Annotated in this window: 19 protein-coding genes and 1 tRNA gene; 9 read left to right on the top strand and 11 right to left on the bottom strand. The window is 56.1% G+C overall.

Annotation, left to right across the window (positions count from 1 at the left end; all coding sequences use genetic code 11):
* The first annotated feature begins 26 nt into the window (after positions 1-26).
* Both VVR27_RS11070 and VVR27_RS11065 read left to right on the top strand, forming a co-directional pair.
* The gene (locus VVR27_RS11070) at positions 27-1,172 is read left to right on the top strand and encodes an ABC transporter ATP-binding protein (protein ID WP_251379659.1); all 1,146 of its coding nucleotides are present in this window, start codon (positions 27-29) and stop codon (positions 1,170-1,172) included.
* A 161-nt stretch (positions 1,173-1,333) separates the two neighbouring features.
* The gene (locus tag VVR27_RS11065) at positions 1,334-1,783 is read left to right on the top strand and encodes a hypothetical protein (RefSeq protein WP_368548413.1); all 450 of its coding nucleotides are present in this window, start codon (positions 1,334-1,336) and stop codon (positions 1,781-1,783) included.
* Between the two features lie 192 nt (positions 1,784-1,975).
* Here VVR27_RS11065 and VVR27_RS11060 read toward each other — a convergent pair whose 3' ends face one another.
* Entirely contained in the window at positions 1,976-2,596 is a 621-nt protein-coding gene (locus tag VVR27_RS11060) for a LysE/ArgO family amino acid transporter (RefSeq protein ID WP_251379656.1), read from the bottom strand.
* Between the two features lie 70 nt (positions 2,597-2,666).
* Here VVR27_RS11060 and VVR27_RS11055 point away from each other — a divergent pair, with 70 nt between their 5' ends.
* The 3 genes from VVR27_RS11055 to VVR27_RS11045 all read left to right on the top strand — a co-directional run bounded on the left by VVR27_RS11055 (position 2,667) and on the right by VVR27_RS11045 (position 5,349).
* Positions 2,667-3,581 carry a LysR family transcriptional regulator ArgP gene (locus VVR27_RS11055; RefSeq protein ID WP_346924494.1) on the top strand — a complete coding sequence of 305 codons (915 nt, stop codon included), beginning with the start codon at positions 2,667-2,669 and terminating at the stop codon, positions 3,579-3,581.
* 90 nt (positions 3,582-3,671) lie between these two features.
* A complete protein-coding gene (locus VVR27_RS11050) occupies positions 3,672-4,211 on the top strand; it encodes a YceI family protein (RefSeq protein ID WP_368548407.1) in 540 nt (179 codons plus the stop codon).
* 130 nt (positions 4,212-4,341) lie between these two features.
* Positions 4,342-5,349 carry an arsenic resistance protein gene (locus VVR27_RS11045; protein WP_368548406.1) on the top strand — a complete coding sequence of 336 codons (1,008 nt, stop codon included), beginning with the start codon at positions 4,342-4,344 and terminating at the stop codon, positions 5,347-5,349.
* 23 nt (positions 5,350-5,372) lie between these two features.
* Here VVR27_RS11045 and VVR27_RS11040 read toward each other — a convergent pair whose 3' ends face one another.
* Positions 5,373-5,558: a hypothetical protein gene (locus tag VVR27_RS11040; RefSeq protein ID WP_251379652.1), complete on the bottom strand. Its 186-nt coding sequence runs from the start codon at positions 5,556-5,558 to the stop codon at positions 5,373-5,375.
* Positions 5,559-5,567: 9 nt separating this feature from the next.
* Positions 5,568-5,843: a cell division protein CrgA gene (locus tag VVR27_RS11035; protein ID WP_346871775.1), complete on the bottom strand. Its 276-nt coding sequence runs from the start codon at positions 5,841-5,843 to the stop codon at positions 5,568-5,570.
* Positions 5,844-5,971: 128 nt separating this feature from the next.
* On the opposite strand from VVR27_RS11035, the gene VVR27_RS11030 reads away from it, so the two are divergent.
* From VVR27_RS11030 to VVR27_RS11020, 3 genes are all read left to right on the top strand, one after another.
* Positions 5,972-6,766 carry a class E sortase gene (locus VVR27_RS11030; RefSeq protein WP_368548405.1) on the top strand — a complete coding sequence of 265 codons (795 nt, stop codon included), beginning with the start codon at positions 5,972-5,974 and terminating at the stop codon, positions 6,764-6,766.
* A 56-nt stretch (positions 6,767-6,822) separates the two neighbouring features.
* Positions 6,823-6,990, top strand: coding sequence for a hypothetical protein (locus VVR27_RS11025; protein ID WP_346871777.1), 168 nt, complete (start codon positions 6,823-6,825; stop codon positions 6,988-6,990).
* Between the two features lie 81 nt (positions 6,991-7,071).
* Complete coding sequence (locus VVR27_RS11020) at positions 7,072-7,707, top strand: aminodeoxychorismate/anthranilate synthase component II (RefSeq protein ID WP_368548404.1); 636 nt, start codon at positions 7,072-7,074, stop codon at positions 7,705-7,707.
* Between the two features lie 108 nt (positions 7,708-7,815).
* Here VVR27_RS11020 and pknB read toward each other — a convergent pair whose 3' ends face one another.
* From pknB to VVR27_RS10985, 7 genes are read right to left on the bottom strand one after another with little or no spacing between them, the layout of a single operon-like run.
* Positions 7,816-9,792 carry a Stk1 family PASTA domain-containing Ser/Thr kinase gene (gene pknB / locus VVR27_RS11015; protein WP_368548403.1) on the bottom strand — a complete coding sequence of 659 codons (1,977 nt, stop codon included), beginning with the start codon at positions 9,790-9,792 and terminating at the stop codon, positions 7,816-7,818.
* A gap of 23 nt (positions 9,793-9,815) precedes the next feature.
* Positions 9,816-11,543: a protein kinase domain-containing protein gene (locus VVR27_RS11010; protein ID WP_368548402.1), complete on the bottom strand. Its 1,728-nt coding sequence runs from the start codon at positions 11,541-11,543 to the stop codon at positions 9,816-9,818.
* On the bottom strand, positions 11,540-12,979 hold the full coding sequence (locus VVR27_RS11005; RefSeq protein ID WP_368548401.1) for a peptidoglycan D,D-transpeptidase FtsI family protein: 1,440 nt from the start codon (positions 12,977-12,979) through the stop codon (positions 11,540-11,542). Before VVR27_RS11005 ends, VVR27_RS11010 begins: the two co-directional genes overlap by 4 nt.
* Complete coding sequence (locus VVR27_RS11000; RefSeq protein ID WP_368548400.1) at positions 12,976-14,424, bottom strand: FtsW/RodA/SpoVE family cell cycle protein; 1,449 nt, start codon at positions 14,422-14,424, stop codon at positions 12,976-12,978. The genes VVR27_RS11005 and VVR27_RS11000 overlap by 4 nt, the downstream gene beginning before the upstream one ends.
* On the bottom strand, positions 14,417-16,117 hold the full coding sequence (locus VVR27_RS10995) for a PP2C family serine/threonine-protein phosphatase (RefSeq protein ID WP_368548399.1): 1,701 nt from the start codon (positions 16,115-16,117) through the stop codon (positions 14,417-14,419). The genes VVR27_RS11000 and VVR27_RS10995 overlap by 8 nt, the downstream gene beginning before the upstream one ends.
* Before the next feature lie 2 nt (positions 16,118-16,119).
* On the bottom strand, positions 16,120-16,605 hold the full coding sequence (locus VVR27_RS10990) for an FHA domain-containing protein (RefSeq protein WP_368548398.1): 486 nt from the start codon (positions 16,603-16,605) through the stop codon (positions 16,120-16,122).
* A 3-nt stretch (positions 16,606-16,608) separates the two neighbouring features.
* Positions 16,609-17,457 (bottom strand): FhaA domain-containing protein, encoded by an 849-nt coding sequence (locus VVR27_RS10985; protein WP_368548397.1) that lies wholly within the window; start codon positions 17,455-17,457, stop codon positions 16,609-16,611.
* A 296-nt stretch (positions 17,458-17,753) separates the two neighbouring features.
* On the opposite strand from VVR27_RS10985, the gene VVR27_RS10980 reads away from it, so the two are divergent.
* A tRNA-Leu gene (locus tag VVR27_RS10980) sits at positions 17,754-17,840 on the top strand.
* Positions 17,841-17,895: 55 nt separating this feature from the next.
* Here VVR27_RS10980 and VVR27_RS10975 read toward each other — a convergent pair.
* Positions 17,896-18,495: a hypothetical protein gene (locus VVR27_RS10975; protein WP_368548396.1), complete on the bottom strand. Its 600-nt coding sequence runs from the start codon at positions 18,493-18,495 to the stop codon at positions 17,896-17,898.
* Positions 18,496-18,502 lie beyond the last annotated feature (7 nt).

The following is an 18,502-nucleotide window of genomic DNA, read 5'->3' as shown; positions in this document are numbered from 1 at the left end:
CCCCCAAAATTTAGAAAGGACGCACCATGTCAGGCGTCACCCTTGAAAATGTAACTTGCCACTACCCCGGTGCCGAGCGCGCCTCAGTATCCAACGTTAGCCTCGATATTAAAGAGGGCGAGTTCCTGGTGCTCGTCGGCCCCTCAGGCTGCGGCAAATCCACTACCCTGCGCATGATTGCCGGTCTTGAGGATGTCACCGACGGATCCATCACCATCGGCGGGAGGGACGTCACCCACATCGCCCCCAAGGACCGCGACATCGCCATGGTCTTCCAGAACTACGCGCTTTACCCACACATGACCGTGCGCGAAAACATCGCCTTCTCCCTCAAGGTCGCCAAGTACCCCAAAGACAAAATCAACCGCCGCGTAGAAGAGGCAGCTAAGCTACTTGACCTTACCCAGTACCTGGATCGCAAGCCCAAAGCGCTTTCCGGCGGTCAGCGCCAGCGCGTAGCAATGGGCCGCGCTATTGTGCGTGAGCCCCGCGCCTTCCTCATGGATGAACCGCTCTCAAACCTGGATGCAAAACTGCGCGTGCAGACCCGCACCCAGATTTCGGAACTCACCCGCCAGCTAGGTGTCACCACCGTCTACGTCACCCACGACCAGACCGAGGCGATGACCATGGGGGATCGTGTGGCCGTGCTCAAGGACGGTCTGCTACAGCAGGTGGACACCCCATCCAACCTCTACGACAAGCCCACTAACGAGTTCGTTGCCGGTTTCATTGGCTCACCCTCCATGAACCTTTTCCGTTGCAAGGTCGATGCCGCCGGTGTTCATCTGGGTAACACCGTGATTCCCCTATCTGAGGCGCAGCGTTCCCGCCTGACCGGTGACACCGTGAGCATCGGTGTGCGCCCCGAAGATTTGTCTATCGGAGCCGAAGGTGAGGGCATCGTGGTGCATGTAGACCTGGTGGAAGAGCTGGGCGCAGATGCCTATGTCTACGCTTCCCTTGGTCTCTCCTCAGAGGTCAAGCTCAATACCACCAACGACGAACGCCCTGCCCAGGTAATCCTGCGCGTGGGTGGTCGCAGCTCCATCAAGCAGTATGACCAGCTCTGGATTTCCCCCTCGGGCCGTCTGCACTTCTTTGATGCGGCAACCGGCGTAAACCTGGACGAAACGTCAACCACCGACCAGCAAGATACCCCCTGGGGTTAATTGGTTAGCTGCCTTTAGACGCTGCACCACTGCTCTACCTGCCCCTACCGGCTACCGAAACCGCACCACCCACAACGCTGGGTACGTGGTAGGGCAGTGGGCACCGGGAGAACCCTTTGAGGTGCTCACCGAGAGTCTGAAACTGACCAACTACCCCCTGGCTGAGGTGCTATGCCGCGGGTTTTCACCCCTATCTGCTTGCTGATGGTCAGGCTGAGACAGAGGGTGTGATTGATAGGTGGAGCCTTGAACTGCCCGCTACCCGCTACCTAGAAACTGACCACCAAATGATTCCTGTAGCGGAGCACTCGGTTGCTGGCAGCACCCTTGATTTCTGTGTGGAGCGCCCGCTTGCCGGTGTGAATCTTGACCATGGGTTTGGTGGTCTTATCGGCACAGCCGTAACCTTGCGTGGTGCCAGCGGTGGAACCCTGTTGATGATGGGGGAGGGTACTAGATGGGTGCAGGTTTATACCGATGGAACAGCCCGCCGTGGGGTTGCTGTTGAACCAATGAGTGCTCCTGCAAATGCCTTTGTGACCGGTAAAGATCTGGAGCTGCTAAATCCGGGGCAGTGGCATACGATGAGCTGGTCTCTGGCGGCACTGTAAAACTATCGGCACTTCCAGGTGTCACCAGTATGCTTACATGAGGCCAATAAACTGTTATTTATGTCTTCACGAGGTGATACGCATTGGGCTCACCCGTGGCTCGGACCAGCTTGGATTCTAAATACAGCGATGAATTCTTATATGACCATCATTAAAGAGGTACGGCAGCCGGTCATCCTAGGGAATATCTACCTAACTGCTGAACATGATTTTGTAGGCCAGGAAGAACATGAGTGCGGCAATACCGGCGTCCAGAACACGCCAGGCGCGGGGATTGGCGAAGATGGGGCGCAAGAAGCGGCTGCAGCTAGCCAGCAAGCTGAACCAGAGCGTGGAACCAACTACGGTGCCAGCATAGAAAAGCCAGCGGTTCTCCCCCTGCTGATTGGCAATGCCACCCAGCAGGACGATGGTGTCCAAATAAGCATGGGGGTTAAGGTAGGTCATGGCTGCAGCAATCAGCAGTGCTTTGCCCACAGTTTTAGGCCCATCTTGGCCGGTGACTACAGTCATTGCGCTGGGCTTTAAAGCGCGTTTGGCGGCAAGTAGACCGTAGCAGATGAGAAAGAGCCCTCCACCCCAGCGCATTAGCTCTAGAACCCAAGCAGCAGAATCCACGAGTTTACCGATGCCAAAGACGCCTAACCCAATGAGCAGAGCGTCCGAAAGGATGCAGAAAATAGCAATAGGCCACACAAATTTCCCAATGATCGCCTGGCGCAGAATGTAGGCATTCTGGGCGCCAATAGCAACAATGAGGGAAAGCCCTGTGGTGGCGCCCAATAGTATGGTGGGAAGCATTTCAGTAGTCACGAGGTACCACCGTACTCGTCTAGGGCTAATAAAGCCATCTAATGAAACTTCAATAACATAAGATGTTCTTATGATGCGTTTTACTACCGACCAGTTACACACCTTTGTCACCGTGATTGAATATGGCACCTTCGATGCCGCTGCCGATCTCTTGGGAATCAGCGCGTCGGCGGTATCCCAGCGTATTAAGGCAATGGAGCAACTAGCTGGCAGGGTGCTCCTCAAGCGCACTAACCCTGTTGCCCCCACGGAATCGGGCCAGAGTGTGCTACGCATTGCCCGGCAAAGCGAGTTCTTGCACGGCGAGATGGAGCGGGAGCTGGGTGGCGGCGGCGCTGTCCAGAGTGTAGCTGTGGCGGTCAATGCTGACTCTCTAGCGACCTGGTTCCTCACTGCAGTAGGTGAGCTCGCCGCGCAGGATAAAATTTTTTGCGACGTCCGCCGCGAGGGAGAATTCCATTCATCAGCTCTACTGCGTTCGGGTGAGGTTATGGCAGCGTTGACTTCTCGCCCCGAATCAATCCCGGGGTGCTCGGTAGAGAAGCTGGGGGAGATGCGCTACCACGTGGTTGCGTCGGGCCAGTATGTGCGCACTTACTTTCCCCACTACCCCAAAGTAACTGCTGATGAACTGGCACTAGCTCCTGTGGTTGAGTTCGACCGTAAAGACTTTGGGTTATCCTCTGCCCGTGATTTGTTAGCGCAACGTTTTAGTGTTGAGTTAAGCGCCCTAGGTGTACCACCAAGAATTTACATTCCTAGCTCCCCCGATTATGCTCGCGCAGTTTTGGCTGGAATCGCCTGGGGAATTGTGCCGGAAGCTCAGTGTTTAGATGCTCTAGAGTCTGATGATTTGGTTGAACTAACGGAAGAACCCATTGACGTTCCACTCTATTGGCAGCACTGGAATATTAGCTCCCCGGTCCTGCAGCGCCTGAGTGAGAAGGTATATAACGCGGCCCAGCGCGGGGGAGGGCTCAGGTAAGGAAAATTTTTTCACTGGGGCTTGCGGGGAGTAAACTTTACAAGTAAAGTATTTTTTGTTGAAGCAACCACCTTACGAAAGGTAAAGAACATGGCAGAGCTAACCCCAGGCACCTGGAATTTTGATCCCGCGCACTCGGAGATCGGTTTCACCGTACGCCACGCAGGAATCACCAAGGTACACGGCACCTTTGAAGAGGCAACCGCGAACCTAACCATCGCAGAGAACATCTCAGAATCAAGCGTCACAGCAACCGTGCAGACCACCTCTATCAACACCGGTAACGCAGACCGCGATGGCCATCTCAAGAGCGGTGACTTCTTCGGCGCCGAAGAAAATTCAGAGATGACCTTCACATCCACCTCCTTTGAACTGGACGGTGAAGACCTCACCCTGACAGGTGACCTCACCATCAAGGACGTAACCCGCCCCATCACCTTCTCTGGCGAATTCGCTGGCGCTGTTGTTGACGCTTTCGGTGTTACCCGCGCAGGTGCGTCAGTTACCGCAACCATCTCCCGTAAGGACTTCGGCATGACCTGGAATGCCGCCATCGAAGCCGGTGGTGTCCTGGTCTCAGATAAGGTCGCCATCAACCTCGATGTAGCCTTTACCGCCCCCCAGAACTAACCTCCCAGCGTTCACATAACGCTGAAGGTAGCAGCAACCGCTGCGCAACCTTAGCCCCTTCCCGCTTTCCTCAAGCGGTGAGGGGCTAAGCTGTATGCTGGGCTAGAAATATCACGAAAAGGGGCTCTGCATGGCAAATTTTCTAGAAAATCACCAGGTAGCACTCTACCTACTTGCCTTGGTTGCCGGTGGTGCGGCGTCCTTTATGCAGAGCGCAGCGGTGCTGGCTGAACCTCTGGTCAGCCCCGCCCTTGCTGCACTGCTCTTGGCTACCTTTCTCTGTATCCCGTTGAGGCAGGCTGCTACGGAGAAACCTCCGCGCGGCTTTGTATCCGGTCTGCTGGTGCTCAACTTTCTACTGGTTCCTGCGGTTCTTGCCCTTCTTTTGGCCGTAACCCCGGCACCCGATGCCCTACTCTTTACGGCTGCCCTGGTGCTGCTGGCACCCTGTATTGATTATGTGGTGGTCTTTTGCGGTCTTGCGGGTGGGTCTTCCCGCCGCCTACTAGCAGCAACCCCGTTACTCCTTGGTGCCCAGCTACTAGCTGTGCCGCTGTGGCTCTTTCTGCTGGGACACGTAGGGCTCTGGTCAGCTACCCCGGTGACCCCCGCTGCCCTGCGAGCCGGCGCGACCCCCGCCGTGCTGGCCCTAGCAGTGGTGCTGGTGCCCCTGCTGCTCGCCTGGGTACTACAGGGCTTCCAGACGACGTCGCACCGGGCACAAGAGTATGCTGAGGCAGGTATGGTGCCACTCATGCTGGTGGTCCTGTTTCTGACCGCCGCCGCCCATACCCACAGCCTTGCCGGTGAGTGGGCCTCCCTTGCACCGCTGATCCCCGTTTACGCGGTCTTTGCCCTGCTCACCGGCGTCCTTGCCTGGTGGGGCTCACGACACCTGCTGCGTCCTGCCGCGCACCCAGACCGTCTCGCTCTTACCTTCTCCGCAGTCACCCGCAATGCCCTGATAGTACTTCCCCTTGTGCTGGGGCTCAGTGCCCTAGCCCAGAGTGCCGGCACACCGGGCGCTACCCTCATGCCCATCGCCGTAGTTACCCAGACCCTGGTCGAACTACTGGTCATGACCGGCATGGTTACACTCTTTCGAGCAAGAAAAAACCGGGCACCTGCCCCCAAATAAGGGAGGTGCCCGGCTTGCCGCTTCTAGCTGGCAAAAGACTGCCACACAAAGTAGATAGCAATTGCCGCGATGACTCCGAGCAGAGCCCAGCGTCGCAGCCTGGTCTCAAACTTGGCTGCCTTGATGTCCTTACGGTCAGCAAACTTCTCGGTAGGGTCCACAGGCGCCAAATTAGCTGGATTAGTAGTCTCTGGTTTATCTTCAGACACGGTCAGACCCTAGCGCCAACGGGTGGTCATCATCAGCCCCACCATAATTAGTCCAACACCGATACCAATGTTCCAGTTACCCGCAGCGGCTACCGGCAGAGTGCTCTGAGAAATGTAAAAAGTGACAATCCACAGCACGCCAAGAATCATAAGAGTAAACATGATCACGCGGTACCAAAGAGGCGTGGGGGAAGGGAACTCATCGTCACTGTACATCGACTCAGCAACTCGGCGGAGCTCAGCCTCACTTAAGTCCTCATCGCGAATCGATTTTGAATCAGCCACTATTCCTCCAGCTGGGGCATATCACCCCGAATATTTATGTAGACGTACAGACTCGATTTTAACGTCTAGAGCTGAGAAAGTTCTACCATTGGACAGTAACCCGCCTAACGTCACTGAAAGTTCCCTCTATGGCCACCCATCGCCCCACCGCCTCCAGGGTATCTCTGACCCCTCTGCAGTGGGCTGTGCAAATTTTCGGTGAACTGCTCATTACCCTGGGTTGCGTCCTCATCCTCTTCGTCGCCTGGCAACTCTGGTGGACCAACATCGCCGCTAACAGCGCTCAAAAAGATGCAGTTCAGTCTCTAGTGCAAGAGTTTGATGCAACGCCAGAAGCTGATGCGGTAGAAGAAACTCATCAAGCACAAGGGGCAGAAAATGCCCCTTCCTCTGAAACTTACGACCCCCTCACACCCCCCATCACCCAGGCACCGGCTTACGGGGAAGTCTACGGAGTGGTCTACATACCCCGCCTAGGCGAAGGCTACGCTCGCCCTCTCGCTGAAGGAGTGGGCGCCGATGTACTCGACACGCTCGGCCTCGGCAGATACCCAGGCACCCAGCTCCCCGGCGAATACGGCAACCTGGCGCTCGCAGGCCACCGCCAAACGAATGGGGCTGTACTAGACCATATTGATGAGTTGCAGACCGGTGACGCTATCTATGTAAGGACGGCCCAGGGGTACTACACCTACAGGGTGTATGAATCTACCATCGTGCTACCGCACCAGGTGGAGGTCATTGCCCCCAACCCCGATGCTCCTCACGCCCCGGTGTCCGAAGCTCATCGGCGACTTCTGACCCTCACCAGCTGCCACCCTCGCTATGGAGATACTGAGAGGTACATCGTGCACGCTGAATTTGTGGGTTGGCAGCCCAATCAGGCAGGTGCTCCCGAAGAGATTGCCCATATCTCCCTCTAAAAAAATCGCTCGATAAAGAACGTGCCACAACAGTCACTCACCCCTGGAGTTTTCTTATGTACGGATGGATCTTCCGCCACCTACCCGGCCCTCTGTGGCTCCGCATCATCACAGCCATCGCGCTTCTCCTGGTGGTCATTTACGCCCTCATGGAATACGCCTTCCCCCATTTTGAGCAGTACAGCCCCTTCAATACGGACGTCACCATCGACCAGGAGCACTAGACTCAGCATCTGAGGCCCTTCCTAAGCACAGGTGCAGTACAGCATGCGATAAAATCGGGTCAGAACGAAAGGGCCACACCCATGACCAAAATTCTTGTCATCGATAACTACGACAGCTTCGTTTTCACCCTGGTGGGCTACCTGCAGCAACTAGGTGCTGAAACCACGGTCATCCGTAACGATGAACTCGATCTCAAGGAGACCATCGCACTCGCAAAGACCCATGACGGTGTACTTGTTTCCCCAGGGCCGGGCAACCCCGCTGAAGCCGGGGTCATCATCGATGTCATTCGCTGGGCTGAAAGCTCTCAGAAGCCCCTTTTGGGTGTCTGCCTGGGCCACCAGGCGATCGCAGAAGCTTTTGGTGGTGTAGTAGCCCACGCTCCCGAGTTGATGCACGGCAAAACCTCACAGGTGACGCACGAGGAGGCGTCCGTCTTCAAAGATTTGCACAGCCCCTTTACCGCCACCCGCTACCACTCCCTCGCGGTGGAACCAGCCACCCTCCCCGCAGAACTTTCAGTGACCGCTCAAACAGAGAACGGGATTATTATGGGCCTACGCCATAAAACCGCCCCCCTGCACGGGGTGCAATTCCACCCCGAATCTGTGCTCACCGAAGGCGGCTACCTGATGCTGGGCAACTGGCTAGAAGGGGTGGGGCTAGAAGGAGCGGCAGGCCGTGGAGCTCAGCTCTCACCGCTCATTACCTCCTAACTATTACCTCAGCCTCTTCGACCAAGCGCACGCTTTACCAAAAAATAAGGCCCGCCCTCATGCACGAGGGCGGGCCTTTATATGCTGTTGGCCAGTTGTCGGGGTCCCTTATTGGTCACCGGCATCAGAAGACTTAGAGGAGGGCTGCTCAGCCTCCTCTTGAGGCTCTTCAGACTGGCTACTGGGCGCCGGGGTAGCCGATGTTGTAGGCTGCGTGCTGGCGGAGGGCGTTGACGTCGCCGCGGAGGGTGCAACCGTGGGAGCCGGAGCGACTGCCACACGGATGGTTACCGTAGATCCCTGTTCAATGAGAGTTCCTGCAGCCGCACTTTGGGAGATGACGGTTCCAGCAGGTTGAGAAGCGGTAGTGACATTCTCAATGTTGGTGCTCAGCAGGGTGTCAGGGCCGGTGAGGGTTGCAATTGCCTGATCACGAGTGAGGCCCACAAGGCCGGGAACTACAACCTTGCCGTTCGACAGAATGATATCAACGGTTGACTCGGCAGGAGCCATCTCATCAGACGCCGGATCAACCCCCACCACCATGCCATTGGGCACCGTGGCGCTATTGACCGTGGTAGTACGTCCAGCCACAAAACCAGCCTCAGCCAGAGCCTCACGGACATACTGCTCGCTCTGCCCCTCAAGGTTGCTGGGCACGGTGAGCATGGCCGGACCGGATGAAACGGTCACGGTGATTTCGGTACCCTCTTCAGCCTCTAGACCGGTCACGGGCGAGGTCTTGATAACCCTGCCCTTTTCAATCTCGTCCGAATGTTCCTCTTCAAACTTCAAAGTGTAATTCAGGTTGCGCAGGGTGGTCTCTGCCTCAGCCTGAGTCATCCCCTGCACCGCAGGAATCATGTGCTTCTCAACCTCGTTGAGCTTGGCGTTGTAATAAAGCACTGAGCCGATACCGAAAGCTGCAAGCAGAAGAATTAGCATGGTGGTCAGAGCCTTACCCCAGGCATTGCGGCGGCGCTTCTTGCGGGCGGTTTCGGGGTCTTGCCCATAACCGTACCCGTAGAGCTCCTCGTCGGTGTACTCTGCCTGTGCCGAATCGAAGAAACTACCAAGACCGGCTTCTTCAGTTTCACGATTGCGATCGGTGGCGGTGGCACCAGCAGCCACAGCGCCCAGGCCAGCAGCTGCGAATGCTGTGGTTGCTTCGGTGGGATCATCATTTACCCTACCTGCAGATATTCCTGAAGCGGCATTCTTAAGATCGGCGCTAAACTGTGCGGCGCTTTGATACCGGTCGGAGGTCTTCTTGCTAAGACCCCTTAAAACCACGCGATCTAGAGCGGGTATTAGATTATCAGCAAAGGCGCTCGGGGGCTGAGGAATTTCACTCAGGTGTTTACCCGCCAGTTCTACATTGGTGGGGGCATCAAACGGCGAACGGCCAGCCAGCATCTCATAGATAACGCAAGCAGCAGAATACACATCACTGCGGGCATCTACCGTCTCACCGCGCGCCTGCTCAGGGGAGATGTAACGTGCGGTCCCCATCACAGTATTTGCCTTGGTGAGCGTCTCACCTGCCTCCTCGGCAGCTCGCGCGATACCGAAGTCCATGACTTTCACCTGACCCGGATCACCGAGGGAAACATCCTCAGGCGTCTGGGGGAGCACCATAACGTTAGCCGGTTTAATATCGCGGTGGATGATGCCTGCCCCGTGACTGTATTCCAAAGCTTCTAGAATCTGGACGCCGTAGCTAATGGCATCAGACTGAGTGATAGCTCCCTGCGCCAAAAGCTCCCGTAGTGTTGTTCCTTGCACCAGTTCCATCACCATGAAGGGTACGGAGATAGTAGAGCTACCAGCCGTGGCCTCAAACGCCCCGGTATCGTACACACCCACAATGGAGTGATGGTTCAGAGCAGCCACAGCCTCAGCTTCTCGCTGGAAACGAGCGCGGAAAATCGTGTCCTGAGCGTGCTCAGCGCGCAAAACCTTCAGCGCAACCTTACGACCCAGCCGAGTATCAACTGCCTCATAGACAGTTGCCATCGCGCCCGAGCCAATGACAGAGCCAACTTCATAGCGCTCATCGATTGTTGTGGGAACCTGCTGGTCCATGTATTCACCCATCTTCGGTGGACTTAGTTACCGGTCTCTGCATTGCTCGGTGTAGAGCTAGGCGTTGATCCGCTATCTGCTGTGGAGGCGTCTTCTGTTGCTGGCTGCGATGACGCACTGGGCTCAGAGGTCGGTGCCTGAGCGACGTAAATATTGACGCTACTGCCCACCTCAACTCGAGACCCGGACGTGGGGGAGGTACGCAAGACGGTACCCTCAGTAGCACTCGTGGTTTCCTCAAAATGAAGCTGAACATTTACACCAAGGGCAGTGATCGCCGTGGCAGCCTCATCAGAAGTCATACCCTCCAGGTTACTCGGTAGTGTCACAGACTGTGGCCCCGCAGAGTACTGGATAGTGATGGTTTCCCCCACTTGCACGCTGCCGGTCGGTGAAACTGAGAGAACGGTATCAACAGGTTTGTCGGAGGTAACACCGGTGGTACGGGTAGAGAATCCCATAGTGGTGAGTTCGCTGACCACAGCATCAAGCGGTCTTCCCTCAAAGTAGGCGTTGTCGATATCAACCCGCTGCTTCTCAGTCTCCGTGCTTTCAGCTGTAGGTGTCGGCGAGGCATTGACCGTTGAAATTGTGCCAGATGCGGTGGGCGGAGTTTCTGTGGTGCCGGTGGAATTTGAAGCGTTGAAAAGGACGAACCAAACAATTGCCGCTACCAGCAGTAGGGCGAGCACCAAAGATACCCAACTCCAGGGGCTTTTTTTCTTTGGAGGTTCACTCCTGTAACTCTGAACGGGCCGGGACGCAGGAACACGCGCAGTTGTGGGCTCAGGCTCAAACTGCGCACCTGTGCCAAACTGTGCCGCGGTAGGGGAGACAGTCGTAGGGGCAGTAATGACCGCCGTGGCGTCCCCATCTGCGCCCTGGGGGAGGAACTTGCTCAAAGAAGGGACAGCCTTAAGTGCTGCAGGCATATCGCGGCGGCGAATCGCATCGATAGCTGAAGCGAGAGCGGTTGCCGTTTCCGGGCGCTCGGCGGGATCCTTGGACAGCAGACACATAATGAGAGCCGCTGCTGGCGCGGGGACGTCCTTAGGCAGGGCAGGGGGCGGATCATTGACCTGCGCTAGCGCAATAGCAATCTGTGACTCACCGGTGAAGGGTCGTTTACCTGCCAAGCACTCGTAGCCGATAATACCCAAAGAGTACATGTCAGAAGACGCCGTTGCCTGCTGTCCTGTTGCCTGCTCCGGTGCAAGATACTGGGCGGTACCCATGACCTGACCGGTAGCGGTGAGAGGTACCTGGTCCGCCAAACGCGCGATACCGAAGTCGGTGACCTTAACGCGCTCATCCGGAGTGACAATCAGGTTGCCGGGTTTGACGTCGCGGTGCACGAGCCCCTGAGCGTGGGCTGCAGCAAGCGCGCGGGCGCTCTGAGCCATGATGTTGAGGATGCGGTCGGCGGGAAGCTTCTTATCCCTCTCAATGATGGTAGAAAGAGGGTCTCCGGGTACCAGCTCCATCACCAGATAAGCTGAACCGTCTTCTTCGCCATAGTCAAAGACATTAGCCACTCCGGGGTGGTTAAGAAGGGCCGTATGGCGCGCCTCAGCGCGGAAACGTTCGAGGAAGCCGGGATCCCCCGTATATTCCTCTTTCAGAATTTTTACGGCGACGATGCGGCCTAGCACCTTATCGCGAGCCTTCCACACCTCACCCATACCGCCAATCGCGATACGTTCGGTCAGAGTGTAGCGACCGCCCAAAGTCATATCTACTGAAGGCCTCACTGGTTCAACACCGCCTCAAAAATTTGCTGGGACGCACTCGTCGAAAGCTGCGATCCAGTTGTAGTATCTACATCTTCATACACTACCGCGATTGCCACCTGCGGGTCATTCGCGGGAGCAAAACCTGTAAACCAGGAGTTAACCGTGTCGGTACCTGTCTCAGCTGTTCCGGTTTTACCGCCGACAGAGACCCCGTCAACACCGGCTCCCGCAGCAATCCCCTGATCCACCGAATTAACCATCCAATCTCTCACCTGATGAGCTACCTCAGCGGAAGTGGAGCGGCGCAACTGCTCAGCTGAGAAATCGTAGAGCGAACTCAGATTATGCGACTTGACCGAACGAATCAGGTTGGGTTTCATTTGCACCCCTTCATTGGCAATAGCTGCACTGGTCATCGCCACCTGCAGGGGGGTTGTTTTTACATCGTACTGACCGATAGAAGCGAGTGCTAACTGGCTATCTTCCATGTTAGTGGGGAAGACGGATTGAGAGACGGTAAGAGGAATCGAAAGATCCTGCCCGTACCCAAAATTCTGGGCGGTCTGCGCAATTTGCTCTTGCCCCACCTTCATCGCAATTTGTGCAAAGGGCGTGTTGCAGGATTGCGCGAAAGCCCACTCAATCGTTGCCTCACTACGAGCTGTGCAATTACCGCCCAGGTAGTTAGGCAAAGTGACATCGGTGTTGGGCAGGCTAAGGTTCTGGGGGTTGGGGATAACCGAATCAGCCGTGTACTCACCGGACTCAAGGGCGGCCACCGCGTCAATAATTTTGAAGGTGGATGCCGGTGCGTAGGTGTCGCCCGCAATGGCACGGTTGTAGAGGGGACGGGCGGGGTCTTCATTCAGTGCTGCGTACTCTGCAATAACCAGCTCTGCATTGTGTGAGGCCAGCACATTAGGGTCATAGGAAGGACTCGATACCATAGCCAAAATCTCACCGGTCTGGGGGTTCAGAGCAACAATAGAGCCCTTATGCCCCTGTAAGAGGTTATAAGACAGTTGCTGAAGCTCCCCATCAATCGTGAGCTCAACGCTCGCGCCAGCAGCGGTATTACCTGTGAACATTTGAGCTATGCGGTCATAGAACTGAGCATCAGAGTTACCCGAGAGCTGCTCGTCCATGGCAGACTCCAGGCCGGTAGCACCGTAAATCGATGAAAAATACCCCGTCAAGCCCGCGTAAATATCAGCCTGTGGATAGGTGCGCTGGAAAGCATACCCATCATTTGACTCAACAGAGACGGCAACTTCAACCCCGTCCACCACAATTGAGCCGCGCTGAGAACCGTAGCTCTCATAAAGGGTGCGGGAGTTCCATGCGTTAGCTTGCAAATCCTTGGAGTCAAAGAACTGAACATAGGTAAGCGTTCCTAGCAGTAAAACAAAGATGCAAGCCGACGCGATCCAGGCTCTGCGGATTGCTGTATTCATCCTCTACCTCCGTGTGGTGTGGTGGAGTCGGTGATACGGGAGATAACCGAGGTTGCTCCCTCTGTTTCGTTGCCGCTGTAGTCAACGCTGTCAGCGTTATCAAAGGCTTCTACCACGTGAGGTGCACGCGCTGCGTGGGATATAGCGAGCAGGATGGCTACGATAATCCAGTTAGAGAGCAAGGATGAGCCACCCGCTGACATGAAGGGGGTGGTGAGACCGGTGAGGGGAATCAGGCGGGTTACACCTCCAATGACCACAAAAAGCTGGATGACCATCAACGCCGAGAAACCTGCAGCAAGGAGCTTACCGAAGGCATCGCGGGTGCCAAGAGCTGCGCGGAACCCCCGCGTTATCAAGAGCAGAAAAAGCATGAGAATTGCACCCAAGCCCAGGAGACCCAGTTCTTCACCCAGGGCAGTAATAATCATGTCTGAGTTGGAATATGAGACCAGGTCCGGGCGTCCGTTGCCCCAGCCGCGCCCAAAGAGACCTCCCGAAGCTAGCCCGAAGAGGCCCTGCACAATCTGCCCCGAACCACCCAGGGGCTGGTTATAAATTTCCGGCTCAAAGGCATGCGTCCAAGCGTTGATGCGGTAGTGCACATGGGAGATGTAGTTGTAGGCCAGGAGACCTCCCGCCACTACGAAGAGCAAGCCCAGAGCTACCCAGGTCAGACGGCCGGTCGCCAGGTAGAGCATCACCAGGAAGATGCCAAAGAAGAGAATGGCGGAGCCTAAATCGCGCTGGAAAACCAGTACCGCTAGGCTGATGAGCCAGGCGACCACCATGGGTGCCATATCCCTGAAGCGGGGTAAGCGTACCGGGCCAATTTTTTTACCCGCTAGAAGAATAAGATCTCGATGCGTTGATAGATAGCCAGCAAAGAATATAGCCAAAGTTATTTTGGCTAGTTCGCCGGGCTGGAAAGTTCTGCCACCCACAGAAATCCAAATTCTTGCACCATTAATCTCAAGACCCAGGAAGGGCATGAGAGGCAAGATCAGCAAGAGTACTGACGCTAGAAGGGAAATGTAGGTGACCTTCAAGAGGATTTTATGATCCCGCAAAAAGAAGAGCACAACGGCTGAGACCACCATCGCCAGGCCCGTCCACATCAGCTGCATGGCACCCGCGTTGGCCGGGGTAGTGAGGTCAATACGGTAAATCATTGCCAGCCCCAGACCGTTAAGAGCCACAGCAAGAGGCAGGATAAAAGGATCGGCGTAACGAGCACGCAGGTACATCACCGCATGCAAGATAAGCGCACCCACCCCCTGCACCAGCAGAGCCTGCAACCACATCCGGTTCTCAACTGCACGATCAGGGTCAATGAGGTACATAGAAATGGGGCACAGAGCTATTGCGCACAGCGTTAGAAGTAGCTCGGTAAGCCGGCGGGAGCGCGGTGTATCCACGCGTGAAACTGTCGATGCTTTATTCACCGCTACCTCCTTCAGTGGCGCTGGGCTGAGGCGTTGGGGTTGCGGTTGTCACGGTGCCGGGGGTAACCCGAGCAGGTAATTGTTCCCGTAAATTCTCCACCACTTGTTGCGCCTCTTCTTGGCTACTGACCGTGATGGTGCCGTTAAGGAGGGACTGAGAAAACTCCGGTAGGTCGCTGACCTGTACGTCAGTTTCTTCAACCACACTGTGCAGAGTAAAGGGCCCTAAGTTCTGATTAATCCCGTTAAAGATAGCTACCTGCTCACCTTGAACACCCACGTAGTACTGGTCCTTGGTCCAAGAGAAGAAGATAGAGGCCGAAGCGGCTACAACAGCCAGGGTTAATGCCGCCACAAAAAGGCGCATAGGCCAGCGGTGGGGCGCCGGGTGCTCATCCTTGAGAGCGGCCCTAAACTCTTCCGGCAGTTCGGCCGGCTCAAGCCCGGCATCCCCCTGATGAGAGAGGGTAGCGAGATTTTCTGCGGTGCGCGCTGTCACCGCAGGGATCATGCCCGTCTGAGTAGCATTAGCAGCAGCACCCACCAACTCATGGGGGCGCTCGGCAAGCTCCCTGCGCAAGACGGACGCCGGGGTAGGCTCGGACTCCTGGCTATCGGGGTGTTCCATGATCGCGTCCTCGGGCTTATCAACGCCAGCCCGAACGGTCATGGCATTAAAAACGCCATCCGAGAAGGACTCACCACGCCACTTGCCGTGCCGTAGAGCATTGCGTGCCTTTGCGTGCTGGGGGAGGCGGCGGCGCCAGGGGGTGCGGTGAAGGTCATCTGAACCCTCATCCTCAGAAGATGCTTCCCAACCGGCGTCCACGGTTTCATCAGTGCTCTCGGCAAGGCTGCTTTCTGCCTCTTGCTCGACCGTGGGGTGCACACCCACTAGCTGGCCGTCCGTGCCGTACTTACGCACGGGAATAATGGGCTGAGGTGCGGTCACCGCTGTAGAAAGAGATTCCTCTTCAATAACCGAAAGAGCGATGACCGTGACGTTATCGGGTGCCCCCCGCTCCAGCGTCATATCAACCAGGAGGTCGGTCATCTGCCCCAGGTCATCGGTGGAGCGCATCACTGTCTCAATTTCTTCTACCGAGACCACTGCGTTCAGACCATCAGAGCTAAGAACCCACTTTTCGCCCACTTGGGCATCTAAGGTGCGCAACTCAAGCTCGGGGGAGGCATCTACGTCGCCCAGAACCCGCATAATGACGTTCTTATGCGGGTGCAGAGCTGCATCTTCAGGCGAGATACGCCCCTCCTGAAGGAGGCGCTGTACAAAAGTGTGATCGGTAGTGACCTGTTCAAAAATCCCGCCCCGCAAACGGTAGGCGCGCGAGTCACCAATGTGCGCCATCTCGATATGGTCCCCATCAATGAGAAGGGCGGTGCAGGTGGTCCCCATGCCTGCCAGGCGCGGGTTGAGATCAACCAGCTCATTCATGATGATATTGGCGTTCACAATTTCATCGGCCAGGTAAACTCCAGCGTTGCCGTCGAAACCTGCGTGGTCAAGGGGAGCTAGATCAAGCACGGTGGTGGCCGAGGCGACGTCGCCGCCCACGTGCCCGCCCATGCCATCAGCAACTACCGCAAGGTAGTGGCCTGCGTAGCCTGAATCGTCATTTTTAGAGCGCACCCTACCCACATCGGAGCGGGCGGCAAAGCGGAAAGCGATGCCCATATTTAGGCTTTCAACTGCATGGTAGTGCGACCTACACGGAAATTCTGCCCTACTTCGATGGGGGTGGCACGCGTCAGGCGCTGTTCACCCACGAAAGTGCCATTGGTAGATCCCAAATCCTCAAGGAACCAGCGGGAGCCTTGCGGGAAAAGGCGGGCATGGTGGCCTGAGGCGTAGTCATCTTCTAAAGACACCTCAATATCTGATGAGCGACCCATAGTGACGGGCTGATCATCAAGGCGCATGACAACCCCCGCCTGGGACCCGTCAATGATAGTGAGCTGGGTGGCGCGAGGCCGAGGCGCGGGGGCGACGCTCGGGTGCGTTGGGGAGGCAGGTGTCATGGTGTCTGCTGAAGCCTTGGCGGTGCGCACATTGCGGCCTACGCCTAAGTCACGCCGCGAAGCAGCTAGAACCATGAACACGAAGAGCCACAGCAAAATCAAGAATGCAAAACGCAGAACTGTCACGGTAATTTCTGACGCCATGAGCTACCCCCTGCGAATCATGAGACGAAAAACAATGCGGGCCCGGCCCATCTCAATCACCGATCCGTTGGTGATTTCGGCGCGACCCATCAGGCGCTGTCCGTTGATGTAGGAGCCGTTGGTGGAGCCCAAATCGACCGCCAGGTAGGCGCCGTCCTGCTCCACAATTTCTAGGTGCCGGCGCGATACCCCGGTGTCTTCAACGGTGATATCAGCACTAGAACCTCGGCCTAGAGTAACCGGCAGGGCACGAACCGCTATGCGTTCACCATTAACCTCCAGGACTACCTGCGGCTTGGGAGCTACAGACCCCGGGCGCTGCCGGGGAAGGTCAGTCGCGGGCACTGGCTGAGTGCGAGCCTGCTGGGCAGGGCGCGTAATGCGGTTCGGTAAAGAAGGAGGGGCAGAGGCCGGGTATGAACCTGAGTCAGCGCGCTGATGCCTAGTTGTTTTACTGGGTGGGGCTGCGTCGGGAGCGGGTGTAGCTACCTGCTGCTGCATGCCAGTAACGGTGAAGTCATCGGACTCCAGCTCATCACCCACAGCAAAAGTAACGCGTACCGCGCCGCGCAGGGAATAACCCTGAGTGCGGGCGTGCCGAATCGCTACGTCGCAGAGCTCCTCAGCGAGAGGGACCCCCCACTGCTGGGCGCGGGAAAAATCCTGGCTGGAGAACTCAACGGTAAAAACGTTAGGTGCAATGGTCCGGCCGGACGCGATCGCATAGGCCTTCTTGTCCATTTCGGTGCGTAGACGGTTAGCGATATCAACGGGTTCGAAAGCTCCACCTTTGCTGAAGGTGCCGCGGACAGCCTTTTCTAGGCCCTGTTCGATTCTGTCAATGAATCCCATGCTTGCCTCCTTCAACAAACGTATGTGGTGAGCTCCGCCGGGCGGGCGGTTGCGGACTGTAGACCATAGTAGGGCACAGCCTAAAACACCAGTCTAGTAGATAACCGTAAAAACACCCTTGAAAACCATGGGCGCTCGCCGGTAGAAAGGTATGTTCCATTGAATTCAGGCGCTTCAGGGCAGTGAGTTGGTGTGACTTATTGCATGGAGTCCGGATAGTTTTTGGTTGGACACCCTCACCGGGCCTTGTGTATAGTTATCTTCGTTGCTCATTCGGCAACTCAAAAATGAATAATGCGCAAGTGGCGGAATTGGCAGACGCGCTGGCTTCAGGTGCCAGTGATCGCAAGATCGTGGGGGTTCAAGTCCCCCCTTGCGCACCACGATAGAAAAACCCGTTTCCTTTTGAAGGAAGCGGGTTTTTGTTGCCTTATACATCTATTTAGGTTTTTCAGGAGAGGCTACTACAGGGTGAGTCGCGTCAGATGGTTCCATGGCGCACGTTTCACTTTCAGAACCTAGCGAGGAGATTGCAGACGCCAACAACTCCGCACCCTTGCGAATTGATTTATCCCAATTGTCGCCTTCGAGTGAAGTATCGATACCAGTATGAATAATTCGTCTCATTCGTTGTAGAGAGGTATCTCCAAATTTTTCTGCATGGATAACCCAGTCTGTATTTCTGGCCTCGGTTAGCGTAGCCGCATGCTTAACTAATGTATGGACTAGGTCGCCGGCGAGTTGATCGATAAGAAGTGCTGATTTTAGGGCAGCACTAGTCTCAAGCTCATCCTTACTTGGTTCAGTACCAGGTTCGAAAACATTAAAATAACCCCAAGGGCGTCGGTTAGGTTCTAACTTCGCAAGTGTGGCTTCGATGTCATCTACTTCAGCGAGTGGGTATGTATCACCGGGGAAGTCTCTTCGGTGGGACCAAAGGTGGAGAATAAGACCGGCTACTTCAGCTTCATCCCTATGTCGATTAGAACCAGTCTTTTGTTCAAGATTCAACATCCGATCTGCCAGATGGTGCGCCATCCAACGT

The organism is Rothia sp. LK2492, assembly GCF_040946345.1.
Classification (GTDB): Bacteria; Actinomycetota; Actinomycetes; order Actinomycetales; family Micrococcaceae; genus Rothia; species Rothia endophytica.
The sequence above is the reverse complement of the archived record's forward strand: the minus strand, read 5'-3'. Positions and strand labels throughout refer to the sequence as shown.